General features: G+C 72.6%; 16 protein-coding genes and 1 pseudogene. 5 read left to right on the top strand and 12 right to left on the bottom strand.

Annotation, left to right across the window (positions count from 1 at the left end; genetic code table 11):
- Positions 1–15 precede the first annotated feature (15 nt).
- Both DIZ27_RS47005 and DIZ27_RS13045 read left to right on the top strand, forming a co-directional pair.
- Positions 16–296, top strand: a pseudogene (locus DIZ27_RS47005) (dihydrolipoyl dehydrogenase); the annotation flags it as partial.
- 444 nt (positions 297–740) lie between these two features.
- Complete coding sequence (locus tag DIZ27_RS13045; protein WP_109378538.1) at positions 741–2,204, top strand: short-chain fatty acid transporter; 1,464 nt, start codon at positions 741–743, stop codon at positions 2,202–2,204.
- 252 nt (positions 2,205–2,456) lie between these two features.
- Here DIZ27_RS13045 and DIZ27_RS13040 read toward each other — a convergent pair whose 3' ends face one another.
- Positions 2,457–2,657 carry a DUF397 domain-containing protein gene (locus DIZ27_RS13040; RefSeq protein ID WP_109378537.1) on the bottom strand — a complete coding sequence of 67 codons (201 nt, stop codon included), beginning with the start codon at positions 2,655–2,657 and terminating at the stop codon, positions 2,457–2,459.
- The gene (locus DIZ27_RS13035; protein WP_109378536.1) at positions 2,654–3,526 is read right to left on the bottom strand and encodes a helix-turn-helix transcriptional regulator; all 873 of its coding nucleotides are present in this window, start codon (positions 3,524–3,526) and stop codon (positions 2,654–2,656) included. Before DIZ27_RS13035 ends, DIZ27_RS13040 begins: the two co-directional genes overlap by 4 nt.
- Positions 3,527–3,688: 162 nt before the next feature.
- Here DIZ27_RS13035 and DIZ27_RS13030 point away from each other — a divergent pair, with 162 nt between their 5' ends.
- The 3 genes from DIZ27_RS13030 (at position 3,689) to DIZ27_RS13020 (ending at position 7,158) form a co-directional block, all read left to right on the top strand.
- Positions 3,689–4,144, top strand: a complete 456-nt coding sequence (locus tag DIZ27_RS13030) for an ATP-binding protein (protein ID WP_109378535.1) — start codon at positions 3,689–3,691, stop codon at positions 4,142–4,144.
- A 144-nt stretch (positions 4,145–4,288) separates the two neighbouring features.
- A complete protein-coding gene (locus tag DIZ27_RS13025; protein WP_109378534.1) occupies positions 4,289–4,807 on the top strand; it encodes an SRPBCC family protein in 519 nt (172 codons plus the stop codon).
- Positions 4,808–4,845: 38 nt separating this feature from the next.
- On the top strand, positions 4,846–7,158 hold the full coding sequence (locus DIZ27_RS13020; protein WP_109378533.1) for an FdhF/YdeP family oxidoreductase: 2,313 nt from the start codon (positions 4,846–4,848) through the stop codon (positions 7,156–7,158).
- Between the two features lie 48 nt (positions 7,159–7,206).
- Here the strand turns inward: DIZ27_RS13020 and DIZ27_RS13015 are convergent, their stop codons facing one another.
- The 10 genes from DIZ27_RS13015 to DIZ27_RS12970 all read right to left on the bottom strand — a co-directional run bounded on the left by DIZ27_RS13015 (position 7,207) and on the right by DIZ27_RS12970 (position 23,454).
- On the bottom strand, positions 7,207–8,556 hold the full coding sequence (locus DIZ27_RS13015) for an amidohydrolase (protein ID WP_109378532.1): 1,350 nt from the start codon (positions 8,554–8,556) through the stop codon (positions 7,207–7,209).
- Positions 8,557–8,616: 60 nt separating this feature from the next.
- Positions 8,617–10,575 carry a TOMM precursor leader peptide-binding protein gene (locus DIZ27_RS13010; RefSeq protein WP_181383505.1) on the bottom strand — a complete coding sequence of 653 codons (1,959 nt, stop codon included), beginning with the start codon at positions 10,573–10,575 and terminating at the stop codon, positions 8,617–8,619.
- Positions 10,572–11,327: an ABC transporter permease gene (locus DIZ27_RS13005; protein ID WP_109378531.1), complete on the bottom strand. Its 756-nt coding sequence runs from the start codon at positions 11,325–11,327 to the stop codon at positions 10,572–10,574. The genes DIZ27_RS13010 and DIZ27_RS13005 overlap by 4 nt, the downstream gene beginning before the upstream one ends.
- Positions 11,324–12,295, bottom strand: a complete 972-nt coding sequence (locus tag DIZ27_RS13000; protein ID WP_109378530.1) for an ABC transporter ATP-binding protein — start codon at positions 12,293–12,295, stop codon at positions 11,324–11,326. Before DIZ27_RS13000 ends, DIZ27_RS13005 begins: the two co-directional genes overlap by 4 nt.
- A 46-nt stretch (positions 12,296–12,341) precedes the next feature.
- Positions 12,342–13,502: a metalloprotease gene (locus DIZ27_RS12995; protein WP_258308348.1), complete on the bottom strand. Its 1,161-nt coding sequence runs from the start codon at positions 13,500–13,502 to the stop codon at positions 12,342–12,344.
- Positions 13,499–14,632: a lantibiotic dehydratase C-terminal domain-containing protein gene (locus DIZ27_RS12990; RefSeq protein WP_109378529.1), complete on the bottom strand. Its 1,134-nt coding sequence runs from the start codon at positions 14,630–14,632 to the stop codon at positions 13,499–13,501. The genes DIZ27_RS12995 and DIZ27_RS12990 overlap by 4 nt, the downstream gene beginning before the upstream one ends.
- Entirely contained in the window at positions 14,620–17,496 is a 2,877-nt protein-coding gene (locus DIZ27_RS12985; protein WP_109378528.1) for a lantibiotic dehydratase, read from the bottom strand. Before DIZ27_RS12985 ends, DIZ27_RS12990 begins: the two co-directional genes overlap by 13 nt.
- A 19-nt stretch (positions 17,497–17,515) precedes the next feature.
- Positions 17,516–19,150, bottom strand: coding sequence for a nitroreductase family protein (locus tag DIZ27_RS12980; RefSeq protein ID WP_109378527.1), 1,635 nt, complete (start codon positions 19,148–19,150; stop codon positions 17,516–17,518).
- 97 nt (positions 19,151–19,247) lie between these two features.
- Entirely contained in the window at positions 19,248–21,203 is a 1,956-nt protein-coding gene (locus DIZ27_RS12975; RefSeq protein WP_109378526.1) for a TOMM precursor leader peptide-binding protein, read from the bottom strand.
- Positions 21,193–23,454: a TOMM precursor leader peptide-binding protein gene (locus DIZ27_RS12970; RefSeq protein WP_109378525.1), complete on the bottom strand. Its 2,262-nt coding sequence runs from the start codon at positions 23,452–23,454 to the stop codon at positions 21,193–21,195. The genes DIZ27_RS12975 and DIZ27_RS12970 overlap by 11 nt, the downstream gene beginning before the upstream one ends.
- Between the last annotated feature and the right edge of the window lie 31 nt (positions 23,455–23,485).

The following is a 23,485-nucleotide window of genomic DNA, read 5'->3' as shown; positions in this document are numbered from 1 at the left end:
ACCGCACCCGCGGCCCGGGCCGAGGGCACTGTCACCTTCGACTACGGCGCCGCGTACAAGCGCAGCCGCAAGGTCGCCGACGGGCGCTTGTCCGGCGTCCACCACCTGATGCGCAAGAACGACATCACCGAGTACGACGGGCGGGGCACCTTCCCGACGCGAACACTCTGCGAGTCGTCCTCGGCGACAGCCGCACCGAGACGCTCACCTTCGACCACTGCGTGATCGCCGCCGGCGCCACCACTTGTCTGCTCCCCGGTACGGAGCTGAGCGACCGGATCGTCACCCTGGAGGACACCGACGCTCGGTGCGGCGGGGCTGTCAACGAGATGAGCATGCGGGATGTGCCCCGTACACCGAGGGCCAAGGGGATCACCGGGGACACCGCTGCCACTCCTTGCGTCGGAGCGAGCCGAGGTGTCTCCCTCGCGCCGGTCAAGTGAGGGCTACTGCGTTCGTGGGTGCACCGACGCCACTCGCGCGGTGAGGCACCTACCCGACGTCTCCTCGGGCTGCCATGTCGATCAGGCCCATGAAACCGGTCGGCGAAGTGGCTTACACCACCACCTTTCCGTCGCGTTCCTTCCCGCTGTGTGATCTATGTGCAACGAATCGGGGGACCCCCTTCCTTTTTCGGTTTCCCACCCGCGAAGATCTCCGCCCGAGTCACGGATCAACCGTCAGACGACTCTGTTCGCACGCATGGTGAACAGTCGTCCGAAGAGGAAGCGAGACGAACCATGGTCGGGGACGTCCACACCGAGCGGGACGCCGAGGTGCTTGAGGGTGACACCTGGCTGGCGCGGGTTGCGTTGCGGTTCACCGCCTTCACCGAGAGATGGCTTCCGGACGCCTTCGGGTTCGTCCTCGTCGGCACGTTCCTCATCTTCGCTCTGGGGCTCGCGACGGGGGAGAGCCCCACCACCCTCGTGGACGCGTGGGGCGAGGGCTTCTGGTCGCTGATCCAGTTCACCCTGCAGATGGCGATGATCATCATCGGCGGATACGCGGTCGCCGTGTCCGCTCCGGTCGCCCGGCTGATCGCCCGCATGGCGCAGATCCCCAAGTCGCCGCGTGCGGCGATCGCGTTCACCGCCGCGGTGGCGATGATCAGCTCCTATCTCAACTGGGCGTTCAGCCTGATCTTCACCGCCATCCTGGCGAAGGAGATCGCCCGCGTCGTCCGCGGCGTCGACTACCGGGCGCTCGGCGCCATGGCGTTCCTCGGGCTCGGCACGGTGTGGGCCCAGGGGCTGTCGGGTTCCGCGGCACTGCAGGTGGCCAGCCCGGCCTCCAGCCCGGAAGCCGTGCAGGAAATCATCGCCGAGGGGCGGAGCGGCGAGGGAATCATCCCGCTCACCGAAACGATCTTCACCTGGCAGAGCGTGCTGGCGACCTTCGTCGTCTTCGTGGTGGCGGTCGTCATGGCCTGGTTCCTCGCCCCCTCGCCTGCCCGCGCCAAGACCGCCCAGGAGATGGGGATCGAGCTGCGTCCGCTTCTGGCGGAGAAGGACGGGAAGAAGGACGCGGCCTCCGGCTCCACCGGGTCGCGTCCCGGCGACTGGCTGGAGCGCAGCCCGCTGCTCACCGTCCTGGTCGGGGTCCTGGGTCTGTGGTACCTGGTGCGCCACTTCACGAGCGTCGAGGGGAACCCGGTCGCGGCGATCGACCTCAACACGGTCAACCTCGTCCTGATCCTGCTGGCGCTCTGCCTCCACTGGCGCCCGATCCGCATGGTCGAGGCGGTTCGGCGGGGGACTCCCGCGGCGTCCGGGGTCCTGCTGCAATTCCCCTTCTACGGCGGCATCTTCGGCATGATCGCATTCACCGGCCTGTCCAAGCAGATCGCCGGCTGGATGGTGAGCGTTTCCAACGAGCTGCTCTTCCCGCCGCTCATCGCGGTCTACTCGGCGGTACTGGGTGTCTTCGTCCCCAGCGGCGGCAGCAAGTGGGTCATCGAGGCTCCCTACGTGATGGAGGCGGCGAACCAGCTGCACATCAACCAGGGGTGGATGGTGGTCGTCTACGACCTCGGTGAGGCGTCGGCGAACCTGCTGCAGCCGTTCTGGATGCTTCCGACGCTGGCGGTGCTGGGCCTCAAGGCCCGGGACATCATGGGATACACGTTCGCGATGTTCCTCGCCTGCTTCCCCGTGGTGCTGATCGTGGTCACCGTCCTCGCGCAGACCCTGCCGTTCCCGTGACCACATCGCACGCGCGGCACGCCGGACCAGCCGGCCGAGCCGGCTTGACGTCCCCGGCGACTTGACGATCTATAGGAGCTTCAGAGTCAAAGTGAAGGTGGGGGACCCACCCCGCCCATTGACGTGCGAAAAGGCCCTCGACCTGGAAAGAGGGGAGGCGAGGTGACCGGTGGCGGGCCGGAGGGCGCCGGGCCGCCACCGGAGGGGAGGTCGTGACAAGAGCCGGAACGTCACGGCCTCGGGCGCGGTGGGTCAGGTCCGGTCCCGCCCCAGGCCCGCGACGAACCCGGACCATGCGCTCCGCGCGAAGGCGAGGTGAGGGCCGCCGTGCCTTTTGGAGTCCCGTACGTGTATGGCGGTGGCGTCGGCGGCGATCTCGACGCACGCCCCTCCTTCGCCGCTGCTGTGGCTGCTCTTGAACCAGTCCAGCCGTGCGGGCTGTTCAGTGTTCATCGGTCTCCCAGCATCTTCTCGATCAAGGTCAGTGACTCTTCTGGTGTGAGTGCCTGTGCCCTGATGCTGCCGTAGCGTGCGGCAAGGATACGTACCTCGTCAGGGTCCGTGATCAGACGGCTGACGTGCTGTACTTCCAGGTACGCCACCTGCGGTTTGCCTTTCGGGGTGAGCCGGATGAAGGGCCCGCCCAAGCTGGGATGCTCCTTGCGTTCTGTCGGCAGCACCTGGAGCTCCACACTGCGTAGCTTGCCGAACTTCAGCAGCGCTTCCAGTTGTTCGCGATGAACTTCCCACCCGCCGAGCGGACGACGCAATACGGATTCCTCGATGGTGAAGGTGGTGAACGGCGGAGGCCAGCGGTCGAAGATCTGCTGACGATCCAGCCGTGCGGCCACGCGCTGTTCGACGGTCGTCTCGTCCAGCAGGGGCTGGCGAGTGCCGAACACCACGTGCGCGTGAGCCTCCGTCTGCAGGAGCCCGGGAATCGCGAGTGAGCTGTAGTCGTGCAGCTCGACCGCTTCCGCCTCAAGCCGCGCATAATCCCGGAACCACTCCGGATGCCGCACCCTGCGCCGGGTCTTCGCTCGCTCCACATCCTCCGCCGCCGAGGCCAGCAGACCCTCGCACTCCAGCAACCGGTCCACCGCGACGAGCAGTTCGGGTTGAGGTGTGCGTCGTGCCCGCTCGACCGACGAGATCGTCTCCTCGCCGTACCCGATCCGGTCGCCCAGCTCCTTCTGGCTCAGTCCGGCCCGTTCCCGGGCGACCTTGATCTGGCGGCCGAGGGCCCGGAACAGGTCCACGACCTCGTCCGTACCGTCCGCCTCGCCACCCGTGGGAGCCCCCGTACCCGGCTGTGTTGTCATGCCGTACCACCGCTCTGTTCCTCGCGCGGAAAGCGAACCGGCGAAAGCCCGGCCGGGTCACGGCCGTACGCCCGTACATCACACCGTCCGCGCCGGGACAGTCACCCTGCGTACCGCCCGGAGTGCTCCCCACGCTAGGACGACTCGGTCACCCTCGGTGATGTGAATCAGGAAACCGTCACCGCACCCGGTGAACCGACCGTCGTCACGAGCCACTTCCGCACCATGTTTCCCACCACGGCGCACGGCGCGCACACCGCCCGCCATGCGGCTGAACGCTGGCTCGCCGCGCAACAGGGACGGCCGGAGCCCGCCGACGACGACAGCACGGCCACGGCCTTTCTCCTCATCGCCGAACTGACCGCGAACGCGGCCCTGCACGGCCGGGTGCGGGGTAGGAATGCACGTCTCGCCCTCACTCTGGCCCCCGCCACCCTGTGGATCGAGGTGACCGACGCGCGGGGCGAACGTCTGCCCGCGCCGACCCCGGCCGCCGATGCCGACGGCGACGGTGAGTCCGGACGGGGCCTGCTCCTCGTCGCCTCGCTCGCCGATGCCTGGGGCTCCGAGCCGTACCAGCCGGGCGGCAAGACGGTGTGGGCGGAGTGTGCCCGGTAGGCAATCCTCAGGTGATGTGGACCCGGTCGGCCACGGCCTCGGGCCTTGCGCCGCCCGCCGTGTCCTGCCGCGGAGCAAGCCGTGTGGCGGGCTGTCGAGTGGGCACTGAGACTGGAGGGAACGGCGTCTGGAGATGGGTGGGTCATGCACACCGTCGAGGAAACGATCGAGGTCGCGGTCCCGGTGCGGACCGCGTACGACGCATGGACGCAGTTCAAGAGCTTTCCCCGGTTCATGGCCGGGGTGCGGCGGGTCGACCAGATCAGGCCGACCGTCACCCGGTGGGTCGTCGGCGTCGGACCCGTGCGCCGTGAGGTCGGGATCGAGATCGTGGAGCAGGTGCCCGACTCGCATCTGGTCTGGCGGAGTCTCGAGCGGCGGCCCTCCCACCGCGGCGAGGTGTCGTTCCGGAGCACCATGACGGGCACGACGGAGATCACCGTGCGGGTGCGGACCGAGGCGCACGGCGCCACCGGTGTGCTCGCCGCCGTCCCCGGGGTGACCCGCCGTGTGGTGCGGTCCGGGCTTCAACACTTCAAGACGTACATCGAGGGTATGGGGGACGCAAGCGGGGCCTGGCGCGGGACCATCCGCAACGGACATGTGCAGCCCATGGAACCGAAACCGTCCAGAAGCCAGGTGCCCTGCTGGCCCGTCGGCTGAATCCACGGACGGGAAAAGTTCACGCGAGAGGCAAGCCGATGAAGAAGCCCCCCGGCGAAGAGCCGAAGGAGGCGCTCACCACGACCCCGCCCCAGAAGTGGGCCGCGGGAGTCCCCGCGGTGGTGCACGCCCTGGAGTACTCCCTGGAGCAGACGTCCCCCGGGCGCGTCGGCGAGACGCTGCTGACCATGAACCAGGTGGACGGCATCGACTGCCCCGGCTGCGCCTGGGCCGACCCCGCCCCGGGGAAACGGCACCGCAACGAATACTGCGAGAACGGTGCCAAGCACATCACCGACGAGGCGACGGGACGGCGGATCACCGCCGAATTCTTCCGCACCCACCCGGTCTCCGAGCTGGGCCGGCGCTCCGACATGTGGCTCAACCAGCAGGGCCGGCTCACCGAACCGATGGTCAAACGGCCGGGATCCGACACCTACGAGCCGATCAGCTGGCACGACGCCTTCGGCCTGCTCGCCGACGAGCTGACCGCGCTCGACTCCCCCGACGAGGCCGTCTTCTACACCTCGGGCCGGGCCAGTAACGAGGCCGCCTTCCTCTACCAGCTCTTCGCCAGGGCGTTCGGCACCAACAACCTGCCCGACTGCAGCAACCTGTGCCACGAGTCCAGCGGCTTCGCCCTGCACGAGACGCTGGGCACGGGCAAGGGAACGGTCAGCCTCCAGGACCTCCACCACACCGACCTGATCTTCCTGGTGGGTCAGAATCCCGGCAGCAACCACCCGCGCATGCTGTCCGCACTGGAGGAGGCCAAACGCAACGGTGCCCGCATCATCGCAGTGAACCCGCTGCCGGAAACCGGACTGAGGCGGTTCAAGAACCCGCAGAAGGCGCGCGGCGTCATCGGCCCCGGAACCCAGATCGCCGACCGTTTCCTGCACATCCGCCTCGGCGGCGACATGGCCCTGTTCCAAGGCCTGAACCGGCTGCTGCTGGAGGCCGAGGACGCCCGGCCGGGGCAGGTGCTGGACCACGACTTCATCCGCGCCCACACCACCGGCTTCGACGAGTTCGCCGCACACGTGCGCGCCGTCGACTGGCAGGACGTCACCGCCGCGACCGGCCTGATGCGTGAGGAGATCGAGCAGGTCCGGGACGAGGTGCTGCGCAGCCGGCGCGTCATCGTCTGCTGGGCCATGGGCATCACCCAGCACAAGCACGCCGTCCCCACCATCCGCGAGTTCGTGAACTTCCTGATGCTGCGCGGAAACCTGGGCAGGGCGGGCACCGGCGCCTGCCCGGTCCGGGGGCACAGCAATGTGCAGGGCGACCGCACCATGGGCATCTGGGAGCGGATGCCGGACTCGTTCCTCGACGCGCTCCAGCAGGAGTTCGGCTTCGACCCGCCGCGCGCCCACGGACTGGACTCCGTGAACTCGATCAGGGCGATGCGCGAGGGCCGCATCAAGGTCTTCCTCGGCCTGGCCGGCAACTTCGTCCGGGCCGTCCCGGACAGCGCGGTCACCGAGGACGCCATGCGCAGGTGCCGGCTGACCGCCCACATCTCGACCAAGCTCAACAGGTCGCACACCGTGTGCGGCGAGACCGCGCTGATCCTGCCGACCCTCGGCCGTACCGAACGGGACATCCAGGCTCACGGGGAACAGTTCGTCACCGTCGAGAACTCGATGAGCGAGGTGCACACCTCCCGTGGTCGCCTGAGGCCGGCCTCCCCACTGCTGCTCAGCGAGGTCGCCATCCTGTGCCGGCTCGCCCGCCGCACCCTCGACGGCCGCGTCGACATCCCCTGGGAGCAGTTCGAGGCGGACTACGGGACCATCCGCGACCGGATCTCCCGCATCGTGCAGGGGCTGCACGACTTCAACCGGCGCGTGATCCGCCCCGGCGGCATCCAACTGCCGAACCCGGTCAACGAGGGCGTGTTCCGCACCGCTGCCGACAAGGCCCTGTTCACCCGCAACACCGGGGAGACGCCGGGCGTCCCCGAAGGACACCTGCTGCTGCAGACCCTGCGCTCGCACGACCAGTGGAACACCGTTCCCTACACCACCGACGACCGCTACCGGGGCATCCACGGAAGCCGCCGGGTGGTCCTCGTCAACCCGGGCGACCTGGCGGAACTCGGCCTGACCGAGGGACAGTGGGTGGACCTGGTCGGCGTGTGGACGGACGACACCGAACGCCGTGCCGAGGACTTCAAGGTGGTCCCGTACCCGACCGCACGGGGCTGTGCCGCCGCGTACTACCCGGAGACCCAGGTCCTGGTACCGCTCGACAGCGTCGCCGAGATCAGCAACCAGCCGGCGTCGAAGGCCGTCGTCGTCCGCCTGGAGCCCACCACCCTCCGGCCGGGCACCGCCGTGCGCTGATCCACGACGGATCCGCGGATCCGTGGCCGAGCGCGCGCGGTCGGGCCTTCACACGGCGGCGAACCGGTCGAGTGCCGCGATCGTCAGCGCGGCGATCGCCGGGCGCAGGGCGCTGCCGATGTGCGGGGCGAAGTGCGGGGAGTGGTTCGGGGCCGGCGGTGGTGCGGAGTCCGGGCCGTCGGACGTGGTCCCGTCGGACGTGGTCCGGAGCCAGGTGTCCGGGTCCGCCACGCCCAGCATCCAGTAGACCAGCGGGATCCCGCGCTCCCCGTGGATCGCGGCTCCGGCGTCCCCGAACAGGGGGAAGTCCTCCGTGGCCATCGACCCCGGCCAGGGCAGCACCCGCGCGGGCCCCAGGAGCCCCGTGTGGGCCCGCCGTACCGAACCGGTGGTGCGCGGGTCGCACAGCAGGGCCGCCGAGCGGGAGGCGACGGTCACCTCGGGTTCCCGGGGAGCGCCCGCCGCGGCGCTCTCGGCGCGCACGATGCGGCGCACCGCGGCCAGCGCCCGGTCCAGGGACGCCTCGCCGGCCGCGCGGACCGCGATGCCGAGCAGGGCGTGGTCCGGTATGACGTTGGCGGCCGTTCCTGCCCGCACGGTCCCCACGGTCAGCGTCACCTGGTCGGCGGGTGCGGTCTCGCGGGCGACGACGTTCTGGAGCCGGGTGACGACGGCTGCCGCGGTGACGACCGGATCCACCGCCAGGTGCGGGGTGGCGACGTGACCGCCGCGTCCGTGCAGCACCACCTCGAGCACCGCGCCGGCCGCCGCCATCGGCGCCTGGCCCGTCGCGTGCGCGACGGTGCCGGAGGGCATCGGCGCGGCATGCTGGGCGAGGACGACGTCAGGTCTGCCGAACCGTTCGTACAGGCCGTCGCGCAGCATGGCCTCGGCCCCGGCCAGCGTCTCCTCGGCCGGCTGCCCCACCACCAGCAGGGTGCCCCGCCACCGGTCGGACAGACGGGCGAGCAGGTCCGCCGCACCGGCCGCCGCGGCCAGGTGCAGGTCGTGGCCGCACGCGTGCATGGCGTCGTTGCGGCTGGCGTACGGCAGCCCGGACCGCTCGCGCATCGGGAGCGCGTCCAGCTCCGCCCGCAGCCAGACCCGGGGGCCGTCCCCGTTGCGGAGCACCCCGACGACGCCGTGGCCGCCCACCTGGTGGGTGAGCTCGCAGCCGGCCGCCGCGAGGCGCCGGCCGAAGCGGTCCGCGGTGCGGGCCTCCTCTCCGGACACCTCCGGGTGCGCGTGCAGGTCCAGGTAGTGCGTGAGGGCGGGCCGCAGCACCTCCCCGACGCGGGTGAGGAGGCGCTCGGCGCCCGGCGGCAGCGCGCCGGGTCCGGGCGGGGCCCCGGGGCCGGCCGGTGCCGGGCCCGGGGCGTGCTGGGACGGTGAAGTCATGGACGTGCTCCGGAAGACGGCCGGGCCTCCGCCGCGGTGCGGGGAGGCCCGGGGACGGGTTCAGGGGAAGGGGTGCGGGGCCCGGCGGATCTCCGCGTCGGTGAGGTCGCGGTCCCGGTGCCCGCCGCGGCGCAGCGCGGTGCGCAGCCTGGGCATCAACAGGGCCCGCTGCCGGTTCCAGCCGAAGTCGATCGGCAGCAGCCCCGGCACCACCGTGCTCACCGTCCGCAGCCCCATCCGTTCCTGCTCCGGCGAGGTCTGGTCGACGACGATGACGTCGTGGCCCGCCCGCACCAGTTCGTCCCGGACCACGGCGACGTCGTCGCGCAGGTCGCCGGTGCGGGGGCGGCCGTGGCTCTCCCAGTCCCGGTACACCTCGTCGAAGGGGCGGGCCTCGGACGGCTCCAGATAGCTCCGCGCGTACGCGGCCATGCGGGGCAGCCCGTAGAGCTGGGGGTGGTCCTTCAGATGGCGCACCAGGAAGAAGTCGTCGGCCATGGCCTCCAGTTCGTCGCGGCGTTCGGCGGTCTGCCGGGCCAGGTGCGGGATGTAGCTCAGCACTTCGGACAGCGCCCCCTCGACCGCGGACCTCGGGTCCAGTGAGGACGCGGCCGCGAAGGACAGGGTGCCCGGGCCCCCGTCCCGGCGGACGCCGACCACGGTGACGGCCGGGACCGCCAGGTCGATCCGGTTGTCGAAGGCGTGGACGTCGTAGCCCTGCAGGGCGGCCCGCTCGGCCATGGCGACCGCCGTGGGACTGCCGACCGTCTCCAGGTCGATGCGGGGCAGCCGGGCCGCGCCGTACCAGCCGTTCAGGAAGGAGTCCCGCTCGACGAGTTCGAGCAGGCCGCCCAGGACGGCCTCTTCCAGGCAGCCGCCGATGGCACAGCCGTTGGAGCACTCGAAGACGAAGTTGTCGTCGGCCAGCGGGATGCTGTAGTAGACCAGCCGCGACGGCACCAGGACGGCGCGCTCGTCCCGCAGCGACCAGCCCCACTCCCAGGGGATGGGCCGGCCCGGGTCGAAGGGCTCGACCGAGGGGTCGTCCCGGTAGGTCTCCGGGCTGTACAGGCCGCACACCGCCGGGTCGATCGCGTCGGATTTCAGCTCGTCGTACGAGCCGACCACCGGCGCCGCGCCGCCGCGCCGGTGAGTTCCCGCGTACCGTTCCAGACCTTCGAGGAACGCGAGCCGGCGGCTGGTGGCGAAGGAGTTCTCCTGCCCGCTCCAGGTGACGTCGTGGAGCCCCGCGTACCCCCGTACGAACGCGCTGCCGGCCACCGGGGCGGTGGTGGACGAGGTGACGTCCGTCCAGGTCCCGGCGCCCAGGGCGCCGCACACCGGGTTGGCCAGGGCGTCCGTGGGCAGCGGGTACGCGAAGGCCGAGCGCAGCCGGTAGGTGCCGGGATCCGGTTTGGGACGCGGAGCGAGGGCGAGCGGCCGGACCTCGTCCGCAGCCTGGGGCCGGACGCGGGGGCCGCAGTCCGGGCACAGCGGGTCGGCGAGCAGCGGATACGTCCTGACCGTCAGGTTCGTCAGGTCCAGCCGGGTCACCTGGGGCAGGGCGCGGTCCGCCGGGTGCTCGGCGGGGGGCACCGGGCGCGGCCCGTGCAGCAGGGCCTCGCACAGCGCGGCCACGGTGTCGTGGACGTGACCGGTGAGCAGCGGCCAGGCCCCGGCCGGGCGGGGCCCGTCGGCGCCGCCGGTCTCCAGGGCGTTGCGCTCACTGCGGCTGCGCAGCCGCTGCCACCGCAGGGCGAGGCAGCGGCCGCAGGCGGGAGCCTCGCCGTCGCCTCCCCAGGGGCCGAGCAGGACCGCCGAGGCGCTGACGTGGACCAGCGCCGTCGGACGCTCCGCGGCCCACGGGTCCCGGGCCCCGGCGTCCCTGCCGCCCGCGCCGACGGCACCGACCGGCACGACCCGTGGGGCGTCGGCGCCGAAGCGGCCGTCCAGGAACGCCTGGAGGGTGCCGCGGGCCTGCTCCATCGGATGCGGGAGCGGGCGGGTCGCGGTGCTCATGAGGTCTTCGTCCAGCGGAAGGTGCGCGCCGCGATCGCCCCGAAGACGACGGCGAACGCGACGAGCCCGAGAGACCCCACGCCGATGTCGGAGAGGTCGCCGCGGCCGATCAGGGCGGCCGACACCGCGTCGTTGAGATAGCGCAGCGGCATGACCAGCGAGATCTTCTGCAGCCAGTCCGGCATGGCGTCCAGCGGGAAGAACGACCCCGACAGGAAGGCCATCGGCAGCATCAGGAAGTTGGCGATGCCGGCGACCGACTCCGGGGTGTCGGCGATGCTGCCGACGATGACCCCGAGCAGCAGGAAGGTGGTGATGCCGAGGATCATGACGGGGATCAGCAGGGGCCACCGGGACGCGGGCACCAGGTCGAACCCGGGGAGCATCGCCACCCCGACGAACAGGACCGACTGGACGAGTCCCACGCCCAGGGCCAGGACGTAGCGGGACCCGATGACGGAGGACAGCGGGGCCGGCGACATGCGGATCATCCGCAGGATGTCGTCCGCGCGCCACTGCATCAGCGTGAATCCGATGCCGAAGACGGCGGCGTTGGCGACGCCCCAGGAGAGCACTCCGGCGGCGGTGTAGGAGAGGTAGGAGAAGCCGCTCTCCTCGACGGCCTGCCCCCGGAAGATGAGACCGAAGACGACGAGGAAGATCAGCGGGAAGGCGAAGGTGAAGAAGACGGTCGTCTTGTCCCGGACCTGGGCGCGGTAGCCCGCCGCGGTCAGCGCGGTGTAGGCGCTCATACCTGGTGCTCCTGGTTGTTCGAGGCGAGCGGGGTCTGCGGGTTCTGCCGGGCGGTGATGTCGAGGTAGACGTCCTCGAGGCTGGGGGTGCGGGTCTGCACACCGTCCAGACCGGTGACGGCGTCGAGGGCGGCGAGGACCTTGCCGGTGGCGCGGGTCTCCAGGACGAGGTGTCCGCCCTGCACGGTGACGGCGTCCACGCCGGGGAGGGACGCGGCCTTCCGCTCGTCGATCCGGCCGAGCGGCACCAGCATCCGGCTGGTGGCGCCGAAGGTTCCGATCAGGTGCTGCGGTTCGTCGGTGACGACGAGCCGGCCGGCCACCAGGATGCCGACGCGGTCGCAGAGCGCTTCCGCCTCGTCCAAGTGGTGGGTGGTGTACACGATGGTCCGGCCCTCCGCCTTGAGGCCCCGCAGGACCTCCCACAGAGCGCGCCGGCCCTCCGGGTCGAGCGCGGCGGTCGGCTCGTCCAGGAAGATCAGCTCGGGGCCGTGGACCAGCGCGGAGGCGATGGCGAGCCGCTGCCGCTGGCCGCCGGAGAGGTCGTCGACCCGGACGTCGTGCCGCCCGCCCAGGCCCACGGCGTCCAAAGTGGCGTCGACGGCGGCGCGCTCCGCGCCGAACAGGGCCGCCACCGTACGCAGGTGCTCGTGGACGGTCTGCCGCACGAAGAACGCCGACGACTGGGTCTGCACGCCCATGCGCGGCAGCAGACCGGTGTTGCGCGGCCAGGGCGACTCGCCGAACACCGTGACCGAGCCGGAGTCGGCCTTGCGCAGCCCTTCCATGATCTCCACCAGGGTGGACTTCCCGGCGCCGTTGGGCCCGAGCAACCCGAAGAACTCGCCGCGCCGGACGTCCAGGGAGACCCCGTCGACGGCCCGCCGGTCGCCGTAACTCTTGGTCACGTCACCGACCGAGACGGCCGGCCCGGCTCCGCGGTCTGCGGTGGGGGAGGGGGAGGTCATAGGGGTACCTCATTCATGAGTTGCGTGATCTTTCGGGGTGGGGACGTCATCGGAGCAGCAGGAGGACGACGGCGGTGCCGGTTCCGGCCACCGCGAGCAGGACGAGGGCGGCGGCCGTGACGGCGTAGGAGGTGTAGAGGCGGCGGGCGCGCCGCGGGTAGGCGGCGACGGCGTCCCGTCCCTGCCTGCGCAGGGTCAGGTAGGTCCCCGTCTCCGGGGCGAGGTTGGCGGCGCCCACGGTGTGGCCGAGCATGCGGTACCCGTCCAGCGGCGGCAGCGGGACCAGGTTGCTCAGGGCCTGCACGACGCCGACGAAGAGCATCCCGGTGAGCACCGGGCGGCCCGGGTCGGCCGGGTCCAGCAGTGCCCACCACAGCGCGAAGGGCAGCAGGAGCACCAGGTTGGCGTACGCGCCCGCGGCGGCGACCACCAGCTTCGCCCGCAGGCCGGGCAGGAACAGGTAGTTGTCGACCGTGCAGTACATCATCATGGCCGGGAACCGCCAGCGCAGCCCGATCTCGGTGACCACACCGCCGTAGTGCCGGGCGGCGATCCCGTGGGCGAGTTCGTGCAGGCAGATGCTGAACCAGAGGAAGACCGCGAACGGGATCAGCACGAGCGGACGGGTCAGCAGCTCCCACGTCCCGTCGAGGGCGGCCACCGGATCCGCGAGCACGGCGACGATCAGCACCAGTACGGCGGCCACCAGCGGCAGTTGAGCCCAGGGGCGGAGCAGCGGGCGCAGCAGCCGGTGGAGGCGTCCGGTGGTGCCGTGCGCGTCGGCGACGGTCCGCCGGCTGCCCTTCCAGAAGGTGCCGGTGCGGGCCGGGGGAGGCTCGGGCGGCGCGGGGTCCGGGGACCCGGCGAGCAGTCCGCGGGTGCCGAGCAGGCCGAGCAGCCGGGTCCACTGCTCCTCGGGGAGCCGGAGGCGGAACCGGTCCGCGTACTCGGCCACGACGTCGTCGACGTTCCGGGTTCCGTCGAGCCGGCCGATGACGAAGTGCTCCTTGGGGCCCACCTCGAACGCGGCACCGCTGACCGGGTGCTTGATGAGGTGGACGGTGCGCGGACCGCGCAGCAGGGGCGGACCGATCAGCACGCCCGGGCGCAGCGCGGGGCGGTACGCGCGGGCGGCGGAGGCGCGGTCGTCGACGGCGGAGTGGCCGGTGGGTGACTGGCCGGCGGGCGACTGGTCGGTGGCGCTCATGAGGCCGCCTGCCGTCCGTCGGCCGGCTCGCGCAGCACCCGGCCCAGGATGAAGGCCAGGTACGCCTCGTCCCGGATCGTCACATGCAGCCGGTTGTTGGTCATGTGCATGTACGGGGACAGCAGGCGGGGCAGCACCGCGGGCGCGTGGGTGACGGTCACCAGAGGCGCCGCGTCAGGGTCCTCGGAGCGCTCCTGGCCGGTGTCCTCGCGGGCCGGGCCGTCCCAGGCCGGGAAGGCGAGTTCGCCGCGCTCGGTGAGGTCCACCACCCGCCGGCGCAGCTCCAGGCAGTGTTCGGCCCAGCGCCGCAGGAACGCCGGCAGCCGGGACAGGTCGCCGCTCGCCACGGCCTGCCTGATCTGCGCGAACCGGGCGCCGAGGGACGGCGCCATGCGCTCGTAGGTGCGCTCGTACTCGGTGGACCCGATGAAGTTGGTGCCGGGGAACAGCCGGTGCCAGAAGGCGTAGTAGGAGTCGAGGTAGTCCGCGAGCCGTTCCTCCTCGGGCAGGAAGCAGCTCGCCATCACCATCATCAGCTGGGCGGAGGTACCGAGCAGCACCGTCCGCAGGTGCAGGTTCATGCTCCGGTACGCCTCCAGGACCAGGTCGCTGGAGTGGCGGAAGTGCCATTCGGCGAGGTCCACCCCGGCCGGTCCGCCGTACTTGGCGTACTCGGGGGCGTAGACCTCGTAGGAGAAGGAGTTGTTCGGTCTGAGGTTCATCAGGCCGTCCGGGCCCATGTACTTGGCCCGGTCCTCGCCGGGGAACTCGATGTCGAAGAGGGAGTTGTAGAAGTCCTTGAGGAAGCCGGAGTCGACCTCGTAGAGGGCGGGGCGGGCCTTCAGGAAGTCGTTGATCGCCTCCTCGGTGCGGCGGCGCACCTCGGCCTCGGCGTCGGGGCCGCTCGGGCGCAGGCGCAGCCTGATGTGCGGCCCCTCCAGCCAGTAGTTGATGAAGAAGTAGCCGGACAGCAGCCCGTCCTCGGTGAGCCGGTCGACCAGCGGGCGGACGCAGTTCACCAGCAGGGGCTGGGGGTTGGCGGCGTAGAAGACGTGCAGGGCCAGCCAGGGCGAGGGGCCGGTGCCCTCGGGGTCCGGCCGGAAGGCCGCGGGTTCGGTCAGTTCGGGCATGACGGGGCGGCCTCCGGTTCGGACTGCGGCAGTCGGCGGGTGGTGAAGGTCTCCACGGCGAGCTCGGCCACGTGCCGGCCGCGGTGGGAGGTGAGGTGGAGCCCGTCCTCGGCGGGGAGCATCTCCCGGAAGGTCACCCGGGTGCCCGGCTTGCGCTCCACCAGGGCGTCGAACGCGGACAGGGAGAGCGGGCTGTCGAAGTCGACGTAGACGGGCTTGGCCCCGATCGGTCCCTGGTCGGCGTGGGAGACCGTGGCGAAGCAGCGGTCGGGCAGGCCGTGGACGCGCTGCCAGCGCCGGTACTCCAGGTAGTGCTCCTCCTCCCCGGCTCCGGGGCGGCGGGCCGGCAGGCCCTGGGCGTCCGCGGTCCAGCTGCGCCGGCCGACCACCACGTTCCCGTGCCGGACCCGGGGCCTGCGGGTGACCCCGTTCTCGGCCTCGCCCTCGGGCACCCCCGCCCACACGTCGAAGGGGGCCATGGTGCTGGGGGAGAGGAGCAGCAGGGTGCGCGGGATCTCGGGGAGCGCGATCGGCACGAGGTAGCCGAGATAGACCGGCACGACCTCACGGCCGAGGCGGCGGGAGCGCAGGACCAGGCGGCCGGCCTGCTCGTCGTGCTCGATGTAGAGGTCGTCGAGATGGATCCGGGCGTCCTCGGGCACCGTGCTGGTCTCGCCCGGGCAGACGATCTGGTGGTCGGTCAGCCGGCCGTGCAGGTTCAGGTTGCTGCTGACCGGTCCTCCGGTGACCTCCGCGAACACGGCGCCCTCAGGCCGGCGGGCCGCCATCTCCTCGCGCAGGGTGTCGGAGAAGCCGGGTGCCGCCGGGGCGGTGTCCGCTCCGGCGCCGTCGTAGAGGTGGGTGAACCGGCTGAAGGGGAAGGCCAGTCCGCCGTAGGACTTGTTGAGGACGACCAGCGGCCGGCCGCCGGGCGGACAGGACAGCTGGATGTGATGGCTCTGAGGTGTGAAGTCGCCGGTGAGCGGTGCGAGTTCAGCGGCGGTCTCGGAGAGCAGCCGGTCCGGCAGTTCGATCTCCTCGGCCTCGCCCGCCGTGCCGTGCCGCCGCCACAGGTCTTTCATGCCCTCGTGGAAGTGGCGGCGGGCCCGGTCCAGGGCCTTCATCTCGCTCTGCCCGAGCCAGTTCTCCTCGGGCAGGTAGGTGCCGTTCTCGTCGTAGGAGGCGCGTTTGGAGGTGAAGGAAATGTACTGGTCGAAGAAGTCCTCGTGGAAGTCGTGGACCAGGCCGAGCAGGTCGTCGCAGCGGCCGCCGCGGCCGTAGCGGGCGGTGAAGAAGCCCAGCAGTGTGATGCGTTGGGGCAGGGTCAGGTCGAAGAGCGGCAGGATGCCCTCGACGGCCCCCAGGGCCCGGCCGGTCTCCCCGCCCAGTACGGCGGGCCCGCAGGTCAGGTCGTCGCCGGTGTCGACGTCCTCGTACACCAGGGTCTGCGGAAGGGCCGGTTCGGCCGCCCCCAGTTCCCGCTGCGCGTCCAGCAGTTGACCACGCAGGGTGCTCAGCAGCGTGCGGCGTTCACCGACGTCGGCCCCGGGGTAGCGGGCGAGGCAGTCGGCCGGGCCGTCCAGCAGGCGGGCCAGCCGGTCGGCCCAGGGCGCCCCGAGGGAACGCAGGGCGTCCTGGTAGGAGCGGAGCGGGTCCTGACTGTGCACGTCCGCGCGGAGCACCGGCACCTGCACCATGCCGAGGTCCAGGAGGGCCGACGCGTACCGTTCGCACTCCTCGCGTCCGGCGTCGTGCCCGGTCTCCAGCCAGGCCACCAGGTCCCGGTGGCGCACCGGCGCGTCCTGGGCGCCGAGCCATTCCAGGAGCCGTTCCAGGGTGCCGCTGCTGCGCAGGTAGAACAGCCGGTCACGGACCGCGTCGAAGGTGACGGCGGCGCTGTCGTCGCCCGCGGTCATCACGTGGCGTACGTAGCGGATGCGGTCGGCGTCGCGTCCCCAGCCCGGGGAGAGGACCACCGGCAGGTCCTGACGGCGGCCGGGGTCGGCCGTGATCAGTTCGGTCAGCCGGGCCAGCGCCACCACGTTGAGCCGTACGTGGCTCACCCAGTCCTCCCCGGTGCGCAGTGCGGTCCCGCTGTCCGACGGGTCGCCCGCGAAGGTGCCGGGGCCGATACCGGTGAAGGTGCTGAAGGGGCTGGTCTTGCAGGCCGTGCGGTACAGGTAGGTCAGCGCGGAACGCTCGATCTTGCGCAGCCGGTTGCCGGGCCGCGGGCCGGTGTCGCGCAGGTAGGCGTCCAGCCGGCCGTCGAGGGCGGGCGAGGCGAGCAGCAGGCCGAGGCGCAGCCGGTCGTCGGTCAGCACGTCGCGCAGCACGCGCCGGTTCTCCCGGAGTTCACCGGCGAGCAGGTCCGCTCCGGTGGCCCGCAGCTCCTCGAGGCGGGCCCGGTCGTGCAGCCACTGGGCGGTGCGCCGGCCGGTCTCGGGATCCTGCTCCGTCACCAGCTGTACGGCGGCCTCGGTGTCGGCGGGCAGCCGGTTGTTGAAGACCTGCCGGCGCAGGTTGATCAGCCCGCGGCGCACGGCGGCGTCGCCAGGGTCCTCGTCGGGACCGGTGGTCGACTTGACCAGGGTGTGCAGCCGGTCGCTGAGGGCCGCCCCGGCGGCGGTCAGGCGTTCCTCCTCGGCCAGCACGGCGTCGGCCCAGCCGCGGGTGCCGGGGCACCGCAGGCCGTGCACCGTCTCGATGGGCAGGCCGGCCACGCGGAGCATGAAGCGCCGGCCGAGCTCCCAGCGGGTGCCGGGCTCCGTGGCGGCGGCCGGCCCGGTGTCCGTGGCGGCGGCCGCGTCGGTGTCCGTGGGGGCGCCTGCCGCTGTGGCCGTGGCGCCGGACTCTGTGGGTGTCATGGGGATTCCTCTGCGGCCGTCAGGCGATCTCGTGGCGGAAGTCGGCGGGCCCGGGCCGTTCGTGACCGAGGGCCATGATGAGCAGCGGGGCCTCGTCGCCGTCCGCCAGCCCGAGCCGCTCGACGAACGAGACGTTGTCGAAGCCCAGCGCCACGCCGGCGCCCAGGCCCAGGGCGGAGGCCGCGACGTAGAAGCTCTGCGCGACGGCTCCGGCGGTGCCGACGGCGAGCCGGTAGCCGCGGTCGCCGAGGGCGTCCAGGACCGCGGTGGTGCGCACGGTGGGCACCAGGACCGCACCGGCCTGCTCCAGGTTGTAGTTGGCCAGGAAGTAGTTCTCCTGGAGGAAGGAGCCCTGGGGGCCCGGGGCGACCGGGCGCAGCTCGTCACGGTCGGGGTCGTACGCGTACGCCCCCTGTTCCACGCCTTCCACGTGGTTGACGAAGGCGTACAGCTTGGCGAGCCGGATCTCGCCGGACGGATCGGTGTCGCCGGCCAGCCGGGTCCCGGCGCAGGCGGCGAGCACCGCCGACAGGTCCCCGGTGCCGACCGGACGGCGGGCGTCGAACCTGCCGAAGCTGGAGCGGCGGTCGCGCAGGGCGCGGCGGACGCCGGTGTCCGGGAAGGCAGGCTCGGGCAGAGCCACGGGGACGCCCACGGCGTCGGCGTCCGTGCCGGCGGCGGGGAGGGCCGCGGCGGCGGTCAGCGCCCCGGGGGCGGGCCGGTCGGCGGCGCCCTCCAGGGTGGCCGTGTGCATGTCGCGCAGCGCGGTGAAGTCCAGCAGGGTGCGCGAGCGTTCGACGTCCCGGTGCCGGACGGCCGGCCGGTGGCGCGGGTCCGTGCGGGGGGCGTCCGGGCGGGGTGCCGGCCCGTCCCAGTGGAGCGGCACGACGGCGAACACCGTCTCCTCCTCGCCCGCCGTCCCGAGGAGTTCGTTCAGCCGGGGCTCGTCGAACCACAGCACGGGGGCGATCCGCAGGCCCCGGGCGGCGGCCCAGATCCGCCAGGTCTGCACGAGGGTGCCGATGTCGGTGCTGACCACGTGGAACGAGAAGCTGTTGTACTTGAAGGAGTTCTGCCAGTACTTGACGCCGAGCAGCAGGTACTGGTCGGTCTCGAGGGCCTCGGCGGGCGCGTCCGCGCCGAGCGCGCCCCGGACCCTGTCCGTGACGTCGCCGGCCAGCAGCCGCTGCAGGGCGTGCCGGTGGATGTCGTAGTAGTGCAGGCCGGGGGTGAGGGGGCCGGAGGGGCCGGACGCCCAGTGGATGCTCACCGGGTAGAGCCCGCCGCCGCCCGCGGTGCCGCGCGACCAGTTCGCGTGGGTGTAGTACGGCAGTCCGGGCAGGTCGGTGTTGGCCTGGATGCCGAGGCGGCGCCCGGTCAGCCCGTAGGAGTCCCGGAGCATCGCCGACAACAGCGGGAGGCCGAACCCGGGCGAGCCGTCGGCGTCCTGGACCCGGGCGGTGCCGGGCAGCAGACCCGGCGCGACCGGGACGTCGGCGAGGTCCTCGGTGCCGGGCAGGGCGAACGCCTCGGCGTTCGGGTAGTACTTGCCCTTGCGCGGGCCGTCGTCCCAGTTCACGACATGGTCGGTGGGCTCCATCGGGACGCGGCCGCGGTGCAGGATGGCGTGCGCGTACTCATGGGCGTACCCCATGGGATCCCCCTTTCCTCGGTTCCGTGGTGCTCTCGGTGCTCTCGGTGTGCTCTGTGTGCTTGCTTCTCCGGCGCACGCGCGCCGGGGGGGCGGCCGGTCATGGGAAGGGGTGCGGGCCGGGATTGAGGTCGGCCTCGGTCAGGTCGTCGGGCCGCAGGCCCGCCTCGCGCAGTGCCGTGCGCATCCGGGGCATGTGCCGGGCGCGCTGCCGGGTCCAGCCGAAGTCGAGCGGGAGCAGGCCGGGCACCAGCACCTTCACGGTGTACAGACCGAGAGCGCGCTGCTCGGGCGCGGTCTGGTCGACGACGACCACGTCGAATCCGGCGGACGTCACGGCGTCCACCGCGGCGAGCAGATCGTCGCGTACGTCCGGACCCGAGCCGTCCGCGCGGCCCCAGCGCAGGTCGGCCACGCTCGACGGCTCGGGGGGCGAGGAGCGGCGGAGCAGGAAGTCGGCGTGGCGGCCCATCTCCGGTACCGCGTAGACCAGCGGATGGTCGTGCAGGCTGGTGATCTTCTCGTGGTCCTCGGCCATGGCGCGGTACCCGGCCTCGTCACGCCGGAACCGCTGGAGGAGCTGCACCGAGTCGGTGGCGATCTCGCACAGGGCCGCGGCGAGTGCGGCCTCGGGGTCGAGGGCGGCTCCGGCCCCGAAGCACATCCGGGCGGGGCCGCCGTCGAACCGCTCGGCGACCCCGGTGACCACGGGGACCGGGAAGGTGATCCGGGTGTCGAAGAACCTGGCCCGGTACCCGTACATGGCCATGCGGTCCACCATGACCCGGGTGTGCGGGTCGGTGCTGGTCGCCGGGTCGATCTCGGGGAGCGGCTGCATGCCGTGCCAGGCGAGCAGGAAGGCGTCCCGTTCCAGGACCTCCATCAGTCCGCTGAGCACGGCCTCCTCCAGACTGCCCCCGGAGGCGCAGCCGTTGGAGCTCTCCTGGACGAACCGGTGCTCGATCCCGGGCTTGTGGTAGTAGGCGAGGATCTCCGGGACGGGGCGGGGGCGCGCGTCCCGCAGCGACCAGCCCCACACCCAGGGGATCGGGCGGTCCGGGGTGAAGGGCGGCACCCAGGGGTTCGCCCGGTGGAAGCCGTCCGTGTACAGGCCGGTCTCGCGCGGGTCGACCGCGGCCGGCCCGAGATCGTCCAGGGCGGCGGTCAGGGTGAGGGCGCGGCCCCGGGCGCGCATCCCGGCGTAGCGCTCCAGACCCTCCAGCACGCCGATGCGGGTGCTGGCGTGGTAGGTGTCGGCGTGACCGCCCCAGAACGTCTCCCGCAGGTAGTCGCCGGAGCGGCTGGAGAAGCAGCCCACGGTGGCGGAGGTGGTCGGCGAGGTGACGTCGCACACCACCGACGGTCCGACGGCGCCCCAGTGGGGGTTGGCGAACGCGTCCACTTGGAGGCCGTACGCGTCCACCGGCCGGACCCGGCTGACGCCCGGCCGGTACTTGGGCGCGGACCGCAGGGTGAGGGCGGCGGACTCGGCGGTCACCGGCTCCGGTGTGCCGCAGCCGGGGCAGTCCGGCTCGGGTACCAGCGGGTGGTGACGAACCGTCAGGTGTTCCAGGTCCACCAGCCATACGTCGGGGAACGGCCGCCCGTCGTCGAGGGGAGCGGCGCCGAGCCGGGCGATCAGCGTGGCGACGGTCTGCGCGGCGAACGGCACCGAGTAGGGCCATGGCCCCACCTCCCGGGTGCCGCCGCGCAGTTCGAGGCCCTCCCGCAGACCGACCGAGCGCACTCCCTGCCAACGGCGCCGCAGACACGCGCCGCAGCCGGCCCTTCCCTCCACGGGCCAGGGGCCGACCAGCACATGCCGGCCGTACAGGTGCACGGGGAGCGCGGAGCGCGGCGCCCCGTCGGTGGGGTCGGGGGCGGCGAAGGCGTCCCGTACCCCGAGGGCGAGGACCGCGACATCGGGCACCGGGCGGCCCGGCTCGAACGGCAACCCCGCCAGGGCGCGGCGGAGTTCCTCCGCGAAGAGACGGCATGCCCGGTGCCGCGGCTCCTCGGTCCCGCCGACGGTGGCCCGGGCGAGGTCAGCGGTCATCGTCGGCCGCCTCGGTGAGCAGGACCCGGACGGTGTGGATCCCGGCGGCGGGCAGGTCGGCCGCGTGCGTGGGCACGACGAGGGCGTCACGCCCGGCGGCGTCCAGCCGCTCCAGGACCTCCGCCCAGGTCACCGGGGCCGGGCCGGCGTCCGGCCCGGCCGCGCCGTCCTCGACCGTGACCGGTATCAGGGCCGCGTCGAGGTCGGCCAGCAGCGGATCGCCGGTGTCGGGCGTGCCCAGCACTCCCTCCGCGGCGAGCTGGACGGTGCCGAGCAGGTCGCGCAGCGCGTCGGTGGCCGCGGCCGTCCGGTCCAGGGCGGCGCCGGTGGCCCAGTGGCCCGGCTCGCCCTCCTCCGTCGGTCGGCTCCTGGCCAGCACGACGGACACCCCGGTGCGGTCCGCCTCCCCGAGGTCGAGGAGTTCGACGTCCAGCCCCAGATGCCCGGCGGAACGCAGCAGGAAGGTCGCCTCCACGTCGTCGGCGAACGCGGCCCGGGGGATCACCGCGGTCCGCCCGGCCCCGCGCACGGAGCGCCGCAGCGCGTCGTGGGCGAGCGCGGACAGCAGGCCGGTCGCCGCGGCCTCCGGCAGGCCGTCGCCCGCGCCGGCCCCGGCGCGGGACGGCTCGAACCGGCGATCCTGGTTGTCCGGCCCGAAGGGCCGCACCGCGCCGGCCGGCACCAGCGTCTGTTCCTTGGTCAGCAGCGACGTGGCCGGGGCCCAGGAGGCGACCGGATCACCCCCGGCTCCGGTGGCCGTGGTCAGCGCGTCCGGGTCGACCTTCGGCAGCGCGTCGGCGCCGGAGGTGTCGTCCGGGGCGGGGGAGCCGGGCACCACGTGCTCGGCGTAGACCTCGGCGGCGGTGTTGAGGGCCCGCAGGCGGGCGCCCGCGGTGTGCTGGACGTCGAACGCGACGACGGTCCGGGTCCCGGCGGCGCCCAGACCGACCTCCACGGCGCCGACCTTCAGCGGGGTCTGGGTGACCGGCTCGTCCGCGTACCGGGTGAAGACCCCGACGGACGGCCGGAGCGCGAGCGAGCGGCGGTCGAGCTCGGCGAGCGGCCCCTCGGTCGCGTCGTCGTCCGGAGCGGCGGCGACGACCGGCTCGAAGGCGGGCCGCTCGGGGGCCGCGGTCAGGTCGACGGGCTCGGGAGCGCCGGGCCGGGTCCGGCAGAACGGGCACCGCGGATGGGGCAGCAGCCGCTCCGCCAGGACATCGAACGAGGCCATGTCCTGGAGCAGCACCTGGCCCCGGGTCTCGGCCGGCAGTGCCTTGGTGACCAGCCGGAACACCTCGTAGCCGAGCAGATTGCCGAGCATCGCGGCGAGCGGGCCGCGCGGCCCGGGGCCGGGGGCACCACCCAGGGCCAGACCGCTCCAGAGGTCGGCCGCGACCGCCGCGTCCCCCGTCGCGCCGAGGCGCAGCGCCGCGCAGGCCAGGCAGCCGTCGGAGTCCGGGCCGCTGACCGGTCCGACCACCGCCCGGTCGCCGAAGGTCCAGGCGGGGAGCAGGAAGCGGCCGTCCGGAACGCCGCGGCCCAGCAGGGTGATCGCGGTCCGGAACGCGTCGCGGCCGCAGGCGGCGACGACCACGTCGTACCCCTCGTACGCCGTCCAGTCGCCCGCCGAGCCGGTCCCGGCGTCGGGCAGTACCGTCACCTCGGCCGGGCTGCCCTGCGTGGTGAACTTCGCCGCCTCGGTCCGCAGCTCGCCGAACTCGGCGGCGGTGGCGGGGCCTTCGGCCAGTGCGGCCTCCACGGCGACGGAGGCGCAGCCGTTGCGGATCAGGGAGAGCGCGCACCAGCGGGCGACCGGACCGTCGCCGAGCACGGCGACGCGGGTGCCGCGGAACGCGGCGAACCTGTTCTCGGCGTCGTCGGCGTAGTGGTCGATGTAGGCGATCTGCGGCGCGAAGCGCGCGGCGACCGCCGGCTGCACGGGTGCGCCCGGTCCCGGTTCACCGGGGGCCGGCACGGGCCGGGCGAACCCGCGGGCGTAGAGCGCCTTGACCAGTCCGCCCACCATCGCCTTCTGCTGGTCCTTGAAGCCCGCGCAGATCTCCGCCACGGTCCGGCTCCCGTCCAGGTGCGGGACGAGGAGGGTGGCGAACCGGTAGGCGGACGGGGAGCTGAGCTGGAAACCACCGTCGGCGTTGTGGAAGATCACGCCGGTGGGCGTCTCGGTGAACAGCACGTCGCGGCGCACCCTGGGGCGGGTGTCCGAGGTCTCCTCGTACGGGGTCGTGGGCATACGGGGGTCGCACCTCCGGGTCGGGCCTGAC

It is taken from the genome of Streptomyces sp. NWU339 (assembly GCF_003143855.1).
Lineage (GTDB): Bacteria > Actinomycetota > Actinomycetes > Streptomycetales > Streptomycetaceae > Streptomyces.
Note: the sequence above shows the minus strand (reverse complement) of the source record. Positions and strands in the feature narration are given on the sequence as shown.

Excerpts from the sequence above, each read along its gene's own strand:
- DIZ27_RS13020 (WP_109378533.1), top strand. The coding sequence starts at position 4,846 with ATGAAGAAGCCCCCCGGCGAAGAGCCGAAGGAGGCGCTCACCACGACC.
- DIZ27_RS13040 (WP_109378537.1), bottom strand. The coding sequence starts at position 2,657 with ATGAACACTGAACAGCCCGCACGGCTGGACTGGTTCAAGAGCAGCCAC.
- DIZ27_RS13035 (WP_109378536.1), bottom strand. The coding sequence starts at position 3,526 with ATGACAACACAGCCGGGTACGGGGGCTCCCACGGGTGGCGAGGCGGAC.
- DIZ27_RS12990 (WP_109378529.1), bottom strand. The coding sequence starts at position 14,632 with ATGCCCGAACTGACCGAACCCGCGGCCTTCCGGCCGGACCCCGAGGGC.
- DIZ27_RS13010 (WP_181383505.1), bottom strand. The coding sequence starts at position 10,575 with ATGAGCACCGCGACCCGCCCGCTCCCGCATCCGATGGAGCAGGCCCGC.
- DIZ27_RS12975 (WP_109378526.1), bottom strand. The coding sequence starts at position 21,203 with ATGACCGCTGACCTCGCCCGGGCCACCGTCGGCGGGACCGAGGAGCCG.
- DIZ27_RS12995 (WP_258308348.1), bottom strand. The coding sequence starts at position 13,502 with ATGAGCGCCACCGACCAGTCGCCCGCCGGCCAGTCACCCACCGGCCAC.
- DIZ27_RS13015 (WP_109378532.1), bottom strand. The coding sequence starts at position 8,556 with ATGACTTCACCGTCCCAGCACGCCCCGGGCCCGGCACCGGCCGGCCCC.
- DIZ27_RS12985 (WP_109378528.1), bottom strand. The coding sequence starts at position 17,496 with ATGACACCCACAGAGTCCGGCGCCACGGCCACAGCGGCAGGCGCCCCC.
- DIZ27_RS13000 (WP_109378530.1), bottom strand. The coding sequence starts at position 12,295 with ATGACCTCCCCCTCCCCCACCGCAGACCGCGGAGCCGGGCCGGCCGTC.
- DIZ27_RS12980 (WP_109378527.1), bottom strand. The coding sequence starts at position 19,150 with ATGGGGTACGCCCATGAGTACGCGCACGCCATCCTGCACCGCGGCCGC.
- DIZ27_RS13045 (WP_109378538.1), top strand. The coding sequence starts at position 741 with ATGGTCGGGGACGTCCACACCGAGCGGGACGCCGAGGTGCTTGAGGGT.
- DIZ27_RS12970 (WP_109378525.1), bottom strand. The coding sequence starts at position 23,454 with ATGCCCACGACCCCGTACGAGGAGACCTCGGACACCCGCCCCAGGGTG.
- DIZ27_RS13025 (WP_109378534.1), top strand. The coding sequence starts at position 4,289 with ATGCACACCGTCGAGGAAACGATCGAGGTCGCGGTCCCGGTGCGGACC.
- DIZ27_RS13005 (WP_109378531.1), bottom strand. The coding sequence starts at position 11,327 with ATGAGCGCCTACACCGCGCTGACCGCGGCGGGCTACCGCGCCCAGGTC.